The following is a 14,666-nucleotide window of genomic DNA, read 5'->3' as shown; positions in this document are numbered from 1 at the left end:
GTCCGGGCCCCCGCCGCGGCCCGACCACCGGCCTCGACGAGGCCTGATCCGCGGACGCCCTCGCGTCCGGGCTCCGTACGCAGGACACTTGTGACCGCAGGCAACTGATGCTCTCGGAGGGGGAACGCATATGCGGGACAGCCATCGGGCCGAGGCCGAGCGGCTGTTGGGACGGGCCGTGGAGGAGGAGGTCCGCCGTTCGGGCGGGCGCGTCGACGGAAACGTGCTGCTCTCGCGGGCGCGCGGCGCCCTCGACGCCATGGCGCAGACGGCGGACGAGGAGTACACCGCGTACACCGGTGCGCTGGACGAGTCGGAGGCGGGCCGGCTCACCTTCGGACAGCGGTACGCGAAGGAGGGCGCCGGAACTCCGCTGCTGGTGGCGGTGGTTGCCGCGCTCGCGGCAGGCGTGTCCGACCTGTCGTTCGGCACGAGCGTCGGCACGGCCCTCGGCACCGGCGCGGTCGTCGCCGTCGCGGGCGCGGCGGCCACCGTCGTGAAGGTGACGGCCGCCCACGTCCCCGCGGCCAGCCGCCGCGCCGGTGAGCTCAGCAGGCCCGGCGGCCCCGAGCAGCTGCGGCTGCAGTGGCTGACGGCGCTGGAGGTGCGCGGCATCCGGCCCTTCCTCGACCAGCAGCGGGTCCTCGCCGCGTCGACCGGCGCGCACGCCGCGAAGAAGCCGGCGCCCCAGCTGCGGGGCACGGACAAGAGCGCGGCGGCGCGCAGACGCAGCGTGCTGCAGCAGTCCTTCACCCAACTCACCGAGACGGCGGCCCCGTTCGTCGGGCGCAGGACCGAGCTGGGCCGGATCGCGCAGTGGGTGCACGCGGCGCGCGCCAGCACGGACACCCGTCCCACGGTGGTCATGCTGCACGGCGTGCCGGGCTCGGGGCGGACCTCGCTCGCGGTGCGGGCGGCGCACGACCTGCGCGACCAGTTCCGCGGCGCGTGCGTGGTGGACCTGCGCGGCGACACCGCGCAGGAGTCACCGATGTCCACGCGCGACGCCCTGCTGCATCTGCTGAACCGACTGGGCGCGCCGCGCGAGCAGTTGCTGTTCCGCGAGCGGGCCTCGCAGGAGCAGCAGGTCAAGCGGCTCAGCGAGCTCTACCACCAGTATCTGACCGGCCTCGCGGTGACGATCGTGCTCGACGACGCCAGCGACGCCGAGCAGGTCCGCACGCTGGTCCCGGAGCGCTCGGACAGCCTCGTCCTCGTCACCTCGCGGCAGCCGCTGGAGCTGCCCGGCGACCTGCCCGCGTGGGTGCACCAACTGCCGGTCGAGGCACTGGACGAGGCGGCCGCCGAGGAGCTGCTCCGCGAGTCCGCCGAGGACCTCTCCGGGCCCTACGACGCCGAATCGGCGGACTCGGTGCGGGAGTTGTGCGGCGGGCTGCCGCTGGCGCTGCGCGCCGCGGGCTCCTCGCTCGGTCCGCGTACGCCGCGTCAGCTGGCCTCGGACCTGTCGGCGTACGGACCCGCCGAGAAGGTCGGCCCGGTCGAGCGCGTCCTGTGGCTGCGCTACGCCGACCAGTCCGAGCAGGCCAGGCGGCTGCTGCGCCGTCTTGCGCTGGCCGGGCGCGCCTCGCTGGGCGCGGCCGCCGCGGCGGCGCTGCTCGGCGCGGACGAGCAGGAGGCGGCCCGGCAGCTGACGGAGCTCTCCCGCGCCGGGCTCGTCGAAGTGCCCCGCCCCCGGGAGCACGAGGGCGAAGGGGCCCCGCCGGGCAGCCGCTACCGCCTGCACGACGTCGTGCGTTCCTTCGCCCGCACCCGCCTCCTCGACGAGGAGGAGCCGGCCGAGCGCACGGCCGCGCAGGAACGACTCATCGCCAGCTACGGCGAGTTGGCCGACACGGTGATCCGCCTGGTCGACGGCAAGACGTCCACGCGCGCCGACACTCTTTTGAAGGGCGCAGCCGGGCAGCACGGTTTCACCTCCCTCGACGCGGCGCTGCGCTGGCTGGACGACGAGTCGACGTTCATCACGGCGGCGCTGCGGCACGCGGAGGGCGTCGACCAGACGGCGGTGCTGAACCTCCTGGGCGCCCTGTGCGACTACTGCCTGCTGCGCGGCGACCTCTACCGGCTCGGCGAGATCAACGACCTCACCCAGGCCATCGATCAGGGCCTCCTCGGCCGCAGCGTGCAGTGGCGCACCGGCATCGCGGCCCGCCAGCTCGGCGAGCTCGACCAGTCGCGCACCACGCTGAACTCCGTCGTCGACCGGTACTTCGAGGCCCACCAGGACGCGGCCGCCGCCCGCGCGCTCGGCTCCCTCGGCATCACGCTGCACCACCAGGGCAATCTCACGGAGGCCGCGGCACGCCTGACGGAGGCGCTCGATCTGCAGGACACCGACGAGCTGGCGGGCGACCGCGCCTGGACGCTGCACGCGCTCGCGGCGGTCGAGCGGGACCGCGCCCACCTCGCGCACGCCCTCGGCATGCTGGAGACGGCGCTCGCCCTGCACCACGCGAGCGGCTCGGTGCACGGCGAGGCCTGGACGCACTTCCAGCTCGGCCAGCTCCGCCTGCGCATGGGCGACGTGCCGCGCGCGGAGGAGGAGCTGCGGGGCGCCCTCGACCTGTACGGCCGCACCCGCGACCCGCGCGGCGAGGCCTGGGCCCTCACCCAGCTGGCGCGGGCCCGCCTGGTCGACGGCGACCCCTCACCGGCCGTCGACGGACTGCGCCAGGCGGTGTCCCGGCACCGCGACAACGACGACGCGCGCGGCGAGGCCTGGTCCCTGTACTACCTCGGCCAGGCCCTGGAGGAGGCAGGCAGCCTCGATCAGGCGGTGCGCGACCTGGAGCGGGCCCGCACGATGTTCTCCCGGATGCGGGACGTGTACGGCCTGGCCTGCGCCCGGCACCATTCGGCGCGCGTGACCCGCGACCAGCGCGCGGCGCAGACGGGCTCGCTGCGCAACTCCGGCTTCGCCCGCCAGCTCCTGGTGGACGCCCGCGCCGACTTCCAGCGCATCGGCGTCGCGCACGGCGAGGCCTGGACCTGTCTGGAGCTGGTGGTCGTGGACGCGGGCAACAGCCGCAGCCAGCAGGCGCTCGCCCTGTGCGACGAGGCCATCGAGCTCTTCGGCTCGTACGGGGACCGCCGCGGCGGCGACTGGGCCCGCTTCCTGCGCTGCACCCTGCTGCCGTACGCCTCGCCGGGCGGCTGGGAGATCGGCACGGCGGTCGCCCAGGAGGAGCTCAGCCGGCTCTCCCGCGCCGACCATCCGACCCGCGACGGCAAGCTCACCGACTGCGTGCAGGCGTACGCCCTGCTCCTGGAGCGCGGCGCCGACCTGGAAGCGGGCTGGCAGGCGTGGCGCCTCGGCATGGTGCCGAGCCGGCACGCGAGGGAGGTCATGGGGGTGGACGTACCGGGACGGGAGTGAGCGGGCGGGCGTCGGGGTGCCCCGCCGTCTCCCCCAATAGGGGCATTGATCGCACCGACGGGCTACGAACATGAGCGCCCGCGGCCGCCCCGGGTGAGGCTCGCATGGACCGCCTTCTCCTTCTGTGAAGAGGTATCCATGCGTACGCGCAGCATCGTCACCGCAGCCGCCCTCACCCTCGTCACCGTCCTCGGTGGCGCCGGCGCCGCGGTCGCGGACCCCGGCCCCGACGCCTCGGCCACGGTCGCCGACTCCCCGGGCGTCGTCAGCGGCAACGCACTCCAGGTCCCCGTCGACCTCGGCCTCAACCTGTGCGGCAACAGCGTCGACGTCATCGGGCTGCTCAACCCGGCCCTCGGCAACCAGTGCAAGAACGGCTGACGGCCGAAACGGCCCGACGCCCCCTGTGCGCCCCCCGGACGCGCTCCGCGCATCGGCCGCATGAGCCATGCGGACGGGTGGGCTTCCCGAGAAGGCCGTATACGGCTCGAACAGACCGGAAAAGCCTTCTCGCGATCTTCAGACCCACAAGAAAGGACTGCTTCATGCGTTTGCGTACTGCTGTAGCCACCACTGTCCTGGCCGCCGTCACCGTCCTCGGCGGCGCGGGCATCGCCTCCGCCAACGACGGTCCCTACGGAGTCGACAACGACGCCGTCAACGTCGAGCACCACGAGGTCAACGTCGTCGCGTTCGGTGACATGGTCCTGGACTGACCGGCTCCACCAGCAGACAGCTCAGCCCCCTCTCGCCTTCGGGCGGGAGGGGTCCGGTCTTTTCCGGGGTCTTTCCGGGTCCTAGTTCCCGGCGCCCGGCTTCTTCTTCGACGCCGAAGAGGAGTCCTCGCCCGCCGCTGCGCCGACCGGCTCCTTCTCCGACCTCTCCTCGGGGTCCTTGAAGTCGACCTTGCGCATGTGCCGGTTCATCGACTTCATGAGGCCCCAGACGGCCAGCGCCATCACCGCGAAGACGATGAAGCCGAGGACGCCGGGCGTCACCTTGTCGTCGTCGACCTCCTTGGCAAGAGGGACGAGATGCGTCATTGCCAGATGTGCGTTCACGCTAGGCATTGTCGCGGATGCCCGCAAAGAGGTCGTCCTCGGGGAGGGAAGTATCGACGAGTGACTTCGCGAGCTCGTACTCCTCCGTGGGCCAGACCTCCTTCTGGATCTCCATCGGCACCCGGAACCAGCCGCCGTCGGGGTCGATCTGCGTGGCGTGCGCGATCAGGGCCTTGTCACGGGTCTCGAAGAAGTCGGCGCACGGAACGTGCGTGGTCAGCGTGCGCTCGACCCGCTCGAACTCGTCCCAGCGCTTGAGCCAGTCCCCGTACGGCGACTCCAGGCCGCGGTCGATCATCGCGTGGTGCAGCGCCTCGGTGCGCGGACGGTTGAAGCCCTGGTTGTAGTACAGCTTCTGCGGCTGGAAGACCGGGCCGAACTCGCTCTCGGGGTACTTCTCCGCGTCGGCCGCGCCGTCGAAGGCCACCATCGTGATCTTGTGGGTCATGATGTGGTCGGGGTGCGGGTACCCGCCGTTCTCGTCGTACGTCGTGATGACCTGCGGACGGAACGAGCGGATCTGCCGGACCAGCTCACCGGCCGCCTTGTCGACGTCCTCCAGGGCGAAGCAGCCCTCGGGCAGCGGCGGCAGCGGGTCGCCCTCGGGCAGGCCGGAGTCGACGAAGCCGAGCCAGTCCTGCTTGACGCCGAGGATCTCGCGCGCTTCGTCCATCTCCTTCCTGCGCACCTCGTGGATGTGCTCCTGGATGTACTTGTCGCCCTGGAGCTTGGGGTTGAGGATGTCGCCGCGCTCCCCGCCCGTGCAGGTCACGACGTGCACGTCCACCCCCTCGGACACGTACTTGGCCATGGTGGCCGCGCCCTTGCTCGACTCGTCGTCGGGGTGGGCGTGAACGGCCATCAGTCGCAGCTGCTCAGTCAAGACTCGATCCTCAAGGTATTGGGCGCCCTCGTGATTCCGGCGCATCAGGCGGCTTCTATAGTGACGGAACCGGGGGGCGGAAAATTCCGGCATCCCCTGTTCCTGGAGGACGATCATGGCGGCGGCGGGCTCGAAGCTCCCCGAAGGACGGTACGGCCGTGCGCGCACGGCCGACGAAGCCGCCGACCGCAAGCTGAAGATCATCGGCTCGGTGCTCGGCGTGCTCCTGCTCGGCGTCATCGGCTGGTTCGGCTACGACTACGTCAACGGCGCGAAGGTCAGCGGCGAGGTCATCAAGTTCGACGTCGTCTCCGACCATGCCGTCGAGGCCCATCTGGAGGTCCGCAAGGACACCGGGGCCAAGGGCTACTGCACCCTGCGCTCGCAGGCCGAGTCGGGTGCCGAGGTGGGCCGCGCGGACTTCCGCTTCGACCAGCGCAAGGACCGCATCGACAAGGTCGTCACGCTGCGTACGACGGAGAAGGCCACCAGCGTCGAGCTGCTGGGCTGCCACTCGGACTGAGTTGCGGCGGCTTTACCGCGCTCACCTGCGTTGACGCAAATCTGATGGCTTATGTCCTCCCCCTGACGCCCCTGAATTGTTAGGCTCGTGGTTTCGCCCACCCGAGAAGGAACATCCTTCTGGGTAGGGCGATGCTTTGTATTCCCAGTACCTACGAGGAGCACCTGTGACCCAGACCAGCGAGAACGTCACCTGGCTGACCCAGGAGGCGTACAACCAGCTCAAGGCCGAGCTGGAGTACCTGTCTGGTCCTGCGCGCACCGAGATCGCGGCCAAGATCGCCGCGGCGCGCGAGGAGGGCGACCTGCGGGAGAACGGCGGGTACCACGCGGCCAAGGAGGAGCAGGGCAAGCAGGAGCTCCGCGTCCGCCAGCTGACGCAGCTCCTGGAGACCGCGCGGGTCGGTGAGGCCCCGGCCGACGACGGCGTCGTGGAGCCCGGCATGGTCGTCACCATCGCCTTCGACGGCGACGAGGACGACACCGTGACCTTCCTGCTCGCCTCCCGTGAGTACGCGAGCGGCGACATCGAGACGTACTCGCCGCAGTCCCCGCTGGGCACGGGCGTGAACGGCAAGAAGATCGGCGAGAACGCCGAGTACGAACTGCCGAACGGCAAGTTCGCCTCCGTGAAGATCCTCAAGGCCAAGCCGTACTCGGGCTGACGCCCGTATCGCGGACACGGCAGGGCCCCGGCGCGTGGCGCGCCGGGGCCCTGCCGTGTCTCAGGCCGTCGCCGAGCGGTACTTGCGGACCGACAGCGTGCGGAAGAGCAGGATGATCAGGACCGAGTAGATCACCGAGGCCCAGACCGGGTGCTGCATGGGCCAGGCGTCGGACGGCGAGACGCCCGGATTGCCGAAGAGCTGGCGGCAGGCCTGGACGGTCGCACTGAACGGGTTCCAGTCGGCGACGTGCCGCAGCCAGGGCGTCATCTTGCTGGAGTCCACGAACGCGTTCGAGATGAACGTGACCGGGAACAGCCAGATCAGGCCACCCGACGTGGCCGCCTCCGGGGTGCGGACCGAGAGTCCGATCAGCGCGCCGACCCAGGTGAACGCGTACCCGAGCAGGAGCAGGAGGCCGAAGGCGCCGAGGGCCTTTCCGATCCCCTCGTGGATGCGCCAGCCGACGAGGACCGCCACCACCGCGAGGACCAGAAGGGTCAGCGCGGTCTGCACGAGGTCTGCGATGGTGCGGCCGGTGAGGACGGCGCCGCGCGCCATGGGCAGCGAGCGGAAGCGGTCGATGAGGCCCTTGTGCATGTCGTCGGCGATGCCCGCCCCGGCGCCCGCGGTGGCGAAGGTGACGGTCTGCGCGAAGATGCCCGCCATCAGGAAGTTGCGGTAGTCCACGGGATCGATGCTGTTGCCGATCATCATGGATCCGCCGAAGACGTAGCTGAAGAGCACCACGAACATGATCGGCTGGATGAGCCCGAAGATGACCATCTCCGGGATGCGCGACATCCGGATGAGGTTGCGCTTGGCGACGACCAGGGAGTCCCTGACGGACTGGCCGATGCCACCGGCGGGCCTGGGCCCGGCGGCGCGCACGGCGTCGGTGACGGTGCTCACTTGTCGGCCTCCTGCCGGCTCTTGGACTTGGCGTCGGCGCCCTGACCATTGGTCTCGTCCGCGACTTCGGCGACGTGCCCGGTGAGGGAGATGAAGACGTCGTCGAGGGTCGGGCGGCGCAGGCCGATGTCGTCGATCTCCACGCCGCGGGCGTCCAGCTCGCGGATGACCTCGGCGAGCAGCTTGGCGCCGCCGGTGACGGGGACGGTCAGCTTGCGGGTGTGCTCGGCGACGGCGACCTCGCCCTTGCCGAAGCCGCGCAGGACCTCGGCCGCGGTCGCGATGTGCTCGCGCTCGTGCGCCACGACCTCGACGCGCTCGCCGCCGGTCTGGCCCTTGAGCTGGTCGGAGGTGCCGCGGGCGATGACTCGGCCGTGGTCGACGACGCAGATGTCGTGCGCGAGGTGGTCGGCCTCTTCGAGGTACTGCGTGGTCAGGAGCAGGGTCGTGCCGCCCTGGACGAGCTCCTGGATGACCTCCCACAGCTGCTGGCGGTTGCGCGGGTCCAGGCCGGTGGTCGGCTCGTCCATGAACATCACGGGGGGCGAGACGACGAGCGCCGCGGCGAGGTCGAGGCGGCGGCGCATGCCTCCGGAGTACGTCTTGGAGGGGCGGTCCGCGGCGTCGGCGAGGTTGAAACGGTCGAGCAGCTCGGCCGCCCTGGCCTTCGCCTCCTTGGCCTTCATCTGGTAGAGCTGGCCGACCATCTGGAGGTTCTCGCGGCCCGTCAGATACTCGTCCACGGCCGCGAACTGGCCGGACAGACCGATGGAGCGGCGCACCTCGTTGGGGTGCTTGAGGACGTCGATGCCCGCGACGACCGCTTTGCCGCTGTCGGGCCTGAGCAGCGTCGTGAGGCAGCGGACCGCCGTGGTCTTGCCCGCGCCGTTCGGTCCGAGGAGGCCGAGCACGGTTCCTTCCGGGACATCCAGATCGACGCCGTCCAGAGCCCGTACGTCACCGAAGGTCTTCACCAGACCTTCGGCGTAGATCGCGCCTGGCATGTGGGTTCTCCCCTGATGTGGATTGCTTCGGGTGAAGTTCCTACGGAAAAGCTTAGATTTGCCGGACTTCGTGCGCCCGGCGGCAGGTGACGAGAGGCACACCATAACGCGATGTATCGCGTTGGTTCAGCTGTTTTTCCAAAGTCCCGACCACGGCCAGGTGGCGCGGGTCTCAGCCGATGACCGTGTAGCCCGCCGCCCGCAGCGCCGCACCCACCTCGACGCAGTGCTCGGGCCCCTTCGTCTCCAGGTGCAGCTCCACCTCGGCCTCCGTGAGCCCCAGCCGGGGATCCGTGCGCACATGGCTCACGTCGAGGACGTTGGCGTCCACCTCCGACAGCACGCCGAGGAGCGTCGCGAGCGCCCCGGGGCGGTCCGTCAGGCGCAGCCGCAGCGAGAGGTAGCGGCCCGCCGCCGCCATGCCGTGCCGCAGGATGCGCTGCATCAGGAGCGGGTCCACGTTGCCGCCCGACAGCAGCGCCACCACCGGCCCCTCGAACGCCTTCGGGTCGCTCATCAGGGCCGCCACCGGGCTGGCACCGGCCGGCTCGACGACCATCTTGGCCCGCTCCAGACACAGCAGCAGGGCGCTGGAGAGCTCGTCCTCGGAGACCGTGACGACGTCGTCGACCAGGTCCTCCACCAGGCGAAACGGTACGTCTCCGGGGCGCCCCACCTTGATGCCGTCGGCCATCGTCGCGGGGTTCTGGACCGACACCGGGTACCCGGCGGCCAGCGAGGGAGGGTAGGCCGCGGCCCCGGCCGCCTGCACGCCGATCACCTTCACGTCCGGGCGCAGCGCCTTGACCGCCACCGCGATGCCCGCCGCGAGACCACCGCCCCCGATGCCCACGACGAGGCTGCGCACCTCGGGGCACTGCTCCAGGACCTCGAGGCCGACCGTGCCCTGCCCCGCGATGATGTCCGCGTGGTCGAAGGGGTGGATGAAGACCGCGCCCGTCCGGTCCGCGTACTCCTGCGCGGCGGCCAGCGTCTCGTCGACCACCTGGCCGTGCAGCCGCACCTCCGCGCCGTAGTCGCGCGTCGCGGCGACCTTGGGCAGCGGCGCACCGGCCGGCATGAACACCGTGGAGCGCACGCCGAGGAGCGAGGAGGCCAGCGCCACACCCTGGGCGTGATTGCCCGCGCTGGCGGCGACCACACCGGCGGCGCGCTCCTCGGGGAGCAGGCCCGCGATCCGCACGTACGCGCCGCGCAGCTTGAACGAACCCGTCCGCTGCAGGTTCTCGCACTTGAGGTGCACCGGGGCCCCGACCAGCCCGGACAGGTACCTGCTGCCCTCCATCGCCGTCATCCGGGCCACTCCGGAGAGCATCTTCTGCGCACCGCGCACGTCGTCGAGGGTCACCGTCGGCAGGGACTTCGGCAAGGAGTGCGGCGTGCGGTAGCTCATGACGGCAAGTCTTGCAGCCGACGCCCGAGTCCTCCTGGGATGACCAAGGAACGAGACCGTTCTCCGGTGGGTTTGCGCAGCGCAGGTACGGTACGCGCCGCGGCCGCGTACCCTGGCCCCCAACCCATCGCCCTCGCATGAAGTGAGCCCCCGGCCATGCCCACAACTCCGGACATGACGACCGCCAGCGATCCCGCCCTCCTGGACAGCCTGCAACACCAGGTGGCGGTCTTCGCCCGCCGCGCGGAGCAGACCCGCCTCGGCGGCGTCGGCCAGGTCCGCAACTCCATGGACCGCGCCGCGTACCTGCTGCTCAACCGCCTCGACAAGGAGGGGCCGATGGGCGTCAAGGCGCTCGCGGCAAGCATGGGCATCGACTCCTCGACTGTCACCCGCCAGGTCGCCCCGCTCGTCGACACCGGACTCGTCAAGCGGACCTCGCACCCCGAGGACGGCCGCGCCGTGGTCCTCCAGCTGTCGCCGCGCGGTCAGGCCAGACTCGACGAGGTGCGCTCCTCGCGGCGCGAGCTGATGGCCGAGCTGACGCAGGACTGGGACCCGGCGGAGCGCGAGAGCTTCTGTGCGCTCCTCACACGCTTCAATTCCGCCCTCTCTGCGCGGCAGACGTCACAGGCGGCACCCGTGGGAGAGGTTCCGGCCACTCCGGAGTCTTGACCCCGGCCCCGCCTCTGGCCTCATATGAGACCGGGATCCCCCTTCCTTGTGGCCGGGAGGTGCGGTGCGAGAACGGCAGGCGCTCCAGAGCGCCCGCCGTGCCCGGGAGTTCGAGGCGTTCGTCGCGGGCGCGGCAGGGCGGCTCCTGCATGCCACGACCCTGCTCACCGCCGAGCCCCCGGACGACAACCCACGCGCGCGTGCCCTGCTGACCGCGGCGCTCGCGCACACCTACGCCTCGTGGGACCGGCTGCGCGGCGAGGACCCCTACGACCGCACCCGCCAGCAGGTCGCCCTCCGCTTCGGACGCGCGGCCTGGCGCCGCCACCGCGGCCACGGCGGGGTCCTGGACCGGCTGCGGCCCCAGGAGCGGCTGATTCTCGTCCTGCGCATGTACGAGGGCGTGGCCGAGGAGCAGACGGCGGCGCTCCTCGGGCTGCCCGCCGAGCGGGTCCGGGGGGTCTGCGCCCGCGCCATCGCGACGGTGCTGCACCCGCCGCGGGGTCCGGCGCCGGCCCGGACGCTGAGCGGGGCGGCGCCCTCATGAGTCAGTACGAGCGCAAGGAACAGGCGATCCGGCGGATCCTGGAGGGCGCGACGCCCGCCGTGCCGCCCGAGCTCCTGCACGACGCGGTACGGCGGGGCAGCCGGGCTCTGCGGCGCCGCAGAGCGGTGCGGCGGGCCTTCTGGATGCTGCTGTTCGCCGCCGCGGTGGCGTTCGTCGTGTGGGCGTCGGTCGCCCGGCCGTGGGTGGAGCCGCCTGCCGACACGACTCCACCCCTGACCCACTGGTGACCGGCCCGGCCTGTGACCTGCCCGGCCGGTGACTAGCCCAGCGCCTGCTGCAGGTCGGCGATGAGGTCGTCCGCCGACTCGATGCCCACCGAGAGCCGCACGAGGTCCGCGGGGACCTCCAGGGCCGAGCCCACCACCGAGGCGTGCGTCATGCGGCCCGGGTGCTCGATCAGGGACTCGACGCCGCCCAGGGACTCGCCCAGGGTGAACAGCTCGGCCCGGTTGCAGACCTCGACGGCCGCCTCCTCGCCTCCGTCGACCTGGAACGACACCATGCCGCCGAACGCCTTCATCTGCTTGGCGGCGATCTCGTGACCGGGGTGCTCCGGAAGGCCCGGGTAGAGGACGCGGCTCACGCGCGCGTGCCGGGTCAGCATCTCGGCGACCTTGGTGGCGTTCTCGCTGTGCCGGTCCATGCGCACCGCGAGGGTCTTGATGCCGCGCAGCACCAGCCAGGCGTCGAAGGGCCCGGCGACGGCACCCATCGCGTTCTGGTGGTACGCCAACTCCTCGCCGAGCTCCGCGTCGTTGACGACGAGCGCGCCGCCGACGACGTCCGAGTGGCCGCCCATGTACTTCGTCATGGAGTGCACGACGACGTCCGCGCCGAGCGCGAGCGGCTGCTGGAGGTAGGGGCTCGCGAAGGTGTTGTCGACGACGAGGCGCACCCCGGCCTCGCGGGCGATCTGCGCGACCGCGGCGATGTCGGTGATGCCGAGCAGCGGGTTGGAGGGGGTCTCCACCCAGATCGCCTTCGTGCGGTCGGTCAGCGCGGCCCGCACGGCCTCCGGGTCGGAGGTGTCGGCGACGGACCACTCCACGCCCCAGCGCGAGACGACCTTGGCGAAGAGCCGGAAGGTGCCGCCGTACGCGTCGTTGGGGATCACGACGTGGTCGCCGGGAGCGAGCAGCGTACGGAGAAGGCAGTCCTCGGCCGCCAGTCCGGACGCGAAGGCGAGTCCGCGACGGCCGCCCTCCAGTGCGGCCAGGTTCTCTTCGAGGGCGGTCCTCGTCGGGTTGGCGCTGCGGCTGTACTCATAGCCGCCGCGCAGACCGCCGACGCCGTCCTGCTTGTAGGTCGAGACCTGGTAGATGGGCGGGACCACGGCGCCGGTGAGGGGGTCGGCGGTGTTGCCCGCGTGGATCGCCACGGTCTCGAAGCTCTGCGTGCTGTGCGAGTCACTCATGCGGCCTGAGCGTAGTGCGCGCACGGGTCCTTCTGCCGGGTCGGTCCGGGTACGTCCCGGCAGGTTGGCCAATTGTCCGACGCGTCTGGTTCGCTTGTCTCATGGAGATTCTCTGGTTCCTGTTCGCGGTGCTCATGATCGGTGCGGTCCTGGGGCCCGTTCTGCTGCGCAGGCGCGGCGGAATCCGGCAGGTCGCCCCCGGCTCGCCGGACGCCGCGGACCCGGCGAATTACGGCTTCCTGCGCCAGGAGGAGCTGGACATCCGCATGCCGGGACCGGACGCCGATCTCCTCGAAGTGCTCGACCTCGTGCAGCGCACGCAGGAGTGGAAGGCCGCCTCGCAGCTCCTCGCGGGCACGGAGACGCACGGCGAGCGGCGCTGGCAGCGCGTGCAGGCCTTCGCGGGCGCGGCCTCCCTTGAGCTGCAGCAGCGGCCCGGCGGCGTCAGCGACAACCCGGGCGGGCAGTGGCTGCGCGTGTGGCGTGCGGAGACGCCCAAGGACGCGGGCGGCGCGGCGGTGCACGCGGAGTTCCTCGTGCAGCAGGCGTGGCGCACGGCGGCGCAGGGGACGGACGAGTTCCGGATCATCCTGGAGGAGGCGAAGGAGGCCTGCGCGCAGGCGGCGCTCCTCTCCCCCGGCGACCCGGTCCCGTACATCATCGAGCTGTCGATCGCGCGCGGACTCGCGTATCCCCGCGAGGAGTTCGAGCAGCTCTGGCTGAAGATCCTGGACCGCGCGCCCGCGCACATGGGCGCCCACCTCGCGGCGCTGCACTACTGGTGCGAGAAGTGGCACGGCTCGCGCGACCTCGCGTACGACTTCGCGGAGGCCGCGGCCGCCCGCGCGCCCCGCGGCTCCCTGCTCGCCGCGCTCCCCCTCTTCGGGGTCTACGAGCACCTGCCCGAGGTCAATCTGGTGCGCGGTTTCTACGAGAGCGAGGTCGTCACCAAGGCCGTCGAGGGTGCGCTGTTCGCGGTGCACTCCGCGCGCGCGGACGACCCGATGCTGGCGCACGTCCGCCATCTCCTCGTCTTCTTCCTGGTCCGCAGCCAGCGCTGGTCGGAGGCGATGAACCAGCTGGTGCACGTGGACGGCCACGTGGGCGCGCTGCCCTGGACCCTCTCCGAGGACCCCGCTTCGGACTACGCGGTGTACCGCGCGCTGGCGGTCGCGGGGTACGAGGCGAACGGCGGCAGCCCGGCGACGCTCCCGCACTGACCCCTGCCCTGCCCGCCCGCACCTCTGCCCCTCTGCCCCTCTGACCGGAATGCGCCACCCCGTCCGTACGTTGACGAGGTAGACCCCTGTCACGCACGAGGAGAGACCCCATGATCTTCGGCCGCACGCCCGAGCTCCCCACCGCCGAGCAGGCCCTCAAGGGCCGGGCGACCCCGGAATTCGAGGTCCCCTCCCGCCACACGGTCCTCGGCAACCCGCTGCTCGGCCCCTACCCCGACGGCCTGGAGGTGGCGGACTTCGCGCTGGGCTGCTTCTGGGGCGCGGAGCGCAAGTTCTGGCAGACCGACGGCGTCTGGACGACGTACGTCGGCTACCAGGGCGGCTACACGGAGAACCCCTCCTACGAAGAGGTGTGCTCCGGCCTGACCGGCCACACGGAGGCGGTCCGCGTCGTCTTCGACCCGTCCAAGGTCACGTACGCCGAGCTCCTGAAGCTGTTCTGGGAGTCCCACAACCCCACGCAGGGCTTCCGCCAGGGCAACGACGTCGGCACGCAGTACCGCTCGGCGATCTACACCCACTCCCCCGAGCAGGAGGAGACGGCGACCGCGTCCCTGGCGGCCTTCCAGAAGGTCCTGACCGCCTCGGGCCACGGCACGATCACGACGACGGTCCTCCCGGCACAGAACCGCGTCCTGTGGCCCGCGGAGGCGTACCACCAGCAGTACCTGGACAAGAACCCCGACGGCTACTGCGGCATCGGCGGCACGGGCGCGACGCTCGACGCCCCGTCGGAGACGAACTGGGGCCGGTCCTGCCCGACCGGCGTGGCCCGAGCGGACGGCTGAGCACCGCGTGCCGGGGGAGGCGGGGCCGGGGCCCGACGCCCGGACGATGCGGTACCGCATGTTCAGGACCGCGTGGGGCATAGCGGTGGACCTGACCGCCGAGGCCACGGTCACGACGTCCC

16 protein-coding genes are annotated in these 14,666 nt (G+C 71.5%); 10 read left to right on the top strand and 6 right to left on the bottom strand.

The annotated features are described in order from the left end of the window. Nucleotides 1-130 precede the first annotated feature (130 nt). The 3 genes from AOK03_RS01215 to AOK03_RS42365 all read left to right on the top strand — a co-directional run bounded on the left by AOK03_RS01215 (nucleotide 131) and on the right by AOK03_RS42365 (nucleotide 4,113). A complete protein-coding gene (locus AOK03_RS01215) occupies nucleotides 131-3,397 on the top strand; it encodes an ATP-binding protein (RefSeq protein ID WP_055563215.1) in 3,267 nt (1,088 codons plus the stop codon). 138 nt (nucleotides 3,398-3,535) lie between these two features. After that, a complete protein-coding gene (locus tag AOK03_RS01210; RefSeq protein ID WP_055563216.1) occupies nucleotides 3,536-3,778 on the top strand; it encodes a chaplin in 243 nt (80 codons plus the stop codon). A 164-nt stretch (nucleotides 3,779-3,942) separates the two neighbouring features. Beyond that, nucleotides 3,943-4,113 carry a hypothetical protein gene (locus AOK03_RS42365; RefSeq protein WP_157868831.1) on the top strand — a complete coding sequence of 57 codons (171 nt, stop codon included), beginning with the start codon at nucleotides 3,943-3,945 and terminating at the stop codon, nucleotides 4,111-4,113. Nucleotides 4,114-4,194: 81 nt separating this feature from the next. On the opposite strand, the gene AOK03_RS01205 is transcribed toward AOK03_RS42365, so the two are convergent. Continuing rightward, nucleotides 4,195-4,467 (bottom strand): hypothetical protein, encoded by a 273-nt coding sequence (locus AOK03_RS01205; RefSeq protein ID WP_244177442.1) that lies wholly within the window; start codon nucleotides 4,465-4,467, stop codon nucleotides 4,195-4,197. Then, entirely contained in the window at nucleotides 4,460-5,341 is an 882-nt protein-coding gene (gene mca / locus AOK03_RS01200; protein WP_055563213.1) for a mycothiol conjugate amidase Mca, read from the bottom strand. Before mca ends, AOK03_RS01205 begins: the two co-directional genes overlap by 8 nt. Nucleotides 5,342-5,456: 115 nt before the next feature. Here mca and AOK03_RS01195 point away from each other — a divergent pair, with 115 nt between their 5' ends. Both AOK03_RS01195 and greA read left to right on the top strand, forming a co-directional pair. Beyond that, complete coding sequence (locus AOK03_RS01195; RefSeq protein WP_055563212.1) at nucleotides 5,457-5,864, top strand: DUF4307 domain-containing protein; 408 nt, start codon at nucleotides 5,457-5,459, stop codon at nucleotides 5,862-5,864. A 166-nt stretch (nucleotides 5,865-6,030) separates the two neighbouring features. Then, nucleotides 6,031-6,528, top strand: a complete 498-nt coding sequence (greA, locus tag AOK03_RS01190; RefSeq protein WP_055563211.1) for a transcription elongation factor GreA — start codon at nucleotides 6,031-6,033, stop codon at nucleotides 6,526-6,528. Between the two features lie 60 nt (nucleotides 6,529-6,588). Here the strand turns inward: greA and AOK03_RS01185 are convergent, their stop codons facing one another. The 3 genes from AOK03_RS01185 to ilvA form a co-directional block, all read right to left on the bottom strand. Continuing rightward, entirely contained in the window at nucleotides 6,589-7,440 is an 852-nt protein-coding gene (locus AOK03_RS01185) for an ABC transporter permease (protein WP_055563210.1), read from the bottom strand. Continuing rightward, complete coding sequence (locus AOK03_RS01180) at nucleotides 7,437-8,444, bottom strand: ATP-binding cassette domain-containing protein (protein WP_055563209.1); 1,008 nt, start codon at nucleotides 8,442-8,444, stop codon at nucleotides 7,437-7,439. The genes AOK03_RS01185 and AOK03_RS01180 overlap by 4 nt, the downstream gene beginning before the upstream one ends. Before the next feature lie 172 nt (nucleotides 8,445-8,616). Next, nucleotides 8,617-9,858 (bottom strand): threonine ammonia-lyase, encoded by a 1,242-nt coding sequence (gene ilvA, locus AOK03_RS01175; protein ID WP_055563208.1) that lies wholly within the window; start codon nucleotides 9,856-9,858, stop codon nucleotides 8,617-8,619. 156 nt (nucleotides 9,859-10,014) lie between these two features. Here ilvA and AOK03_RS01170 point away from each other — a divergent pair, with 156 nt between their 5' ends. The 3 genes from AOK03_RS01170 (at nucleotide 10,015) to AOK03_RS01160 (ending at nucleotide 11,328) form a co-directional block, all read left to right on the top strand. Next, entirely contained in the window at nucleotides 10,015-10,533 is a 519-nt protein-coding gene (locus AOK03_RS01170) for a MarR family winged helix-turn-helix transcriptional regulator (protein WP_055563207.1), read from the top strand. A 64-nt stretch (nucleotides 10,534-10,597) separates the two neighbouring features. Further along, nucleotides 10,598-11,080 (top strand): sigma factor-like helix-turn-helix DNA-binding protein, encoded by a 483-nt coding sequence (locus tag AOK03_RS01165; RefSeq protein ID WP_055563206.1) that lies wholly within the window; start codon nucleotides 10,598-10,600, stop codon nucleotides 11,078-11,080. Further along, nucleotides 11,077-11,328, top strand: a complete 252-nt coding sequence (locus tag AOK03_RS01160) for a hypothetical protein (protein ID WP_055563205.1) — start codon at nucleotides 11,077-11,079, stop codon at nucleotides 11,326-11,328. The genes AOK03_RS01165 and AOK03_RS01160 overlap by 4 nt, the downstream gene beginning before the upstream one ends. 32 nt (nucleotides 11,329-11,360) lie before the next feature. Here AOK03_RS01160 and AOK03_RS01155 read toward each other — a convergent pair whose 3' ends face one another. Then, the gene (locus AOK03_RS01155) at nucleotides 11,361-12,515 is read right to left on the bottom strand and encodes a cystathionine gamma-synthase (protein WP_055563204.1); all 1,155 of its coding nucleotides are present in this window, start codon (nucleotides 12,513-12,515) and stop codon (nucleotides 11,361-11,363) included. A 101-nt stretch (nucleotides 12,516-12,616) separates the two neighbouring features. Between AOK03_RS01155 and AOK03_RS01150 the strand changes: the two genes are divergently transcribed. Together AOK03_RS01150 and msrA are read left to right on the top strand one after the other, a co-directional pair. Further along, a complete protein-coding gene (locus tag AOK03_RS01150; protein ID WP_055563203.1) occupies nucleotides 12,617-13,735 on the top strand; it encodes a hypothetical protein in 1,119 nt (372 codons plus the stop codon). A 110-nt stretch (nucleotides 13,736-13,845) separates the two neighbouring features. Beyond that, nucleotides 13,846-14,544: a peptide-methionine (S)-S-oxide reductase MsrA gene (msrA, locus tag AOK03_RS01145; RefSeq protein WP_055563202.1), complete on the top strand. Its 699-nt coding sequence runs from the start codon at nucleotides 13,846-13,848 to the stop codon at nucleotides 14,542-14,544. Nucleotides 14,545-14,666 lie beyond the last annotated feature (122 nt).

Source organism: Streptomyces atriruber, from assembly GCF_001418325.1.
Classification (GTDB): Bacteria; Actinomycetota; Actinomycetes; order Streptomycetales; family Streptomycetaceae; genus Streptomyces; species Streptomyces atriruber.
Note: the sequence above shows the minus strand (reverse complement) of the source record. Positions and strands in the feature narration are given on the sequence as shown.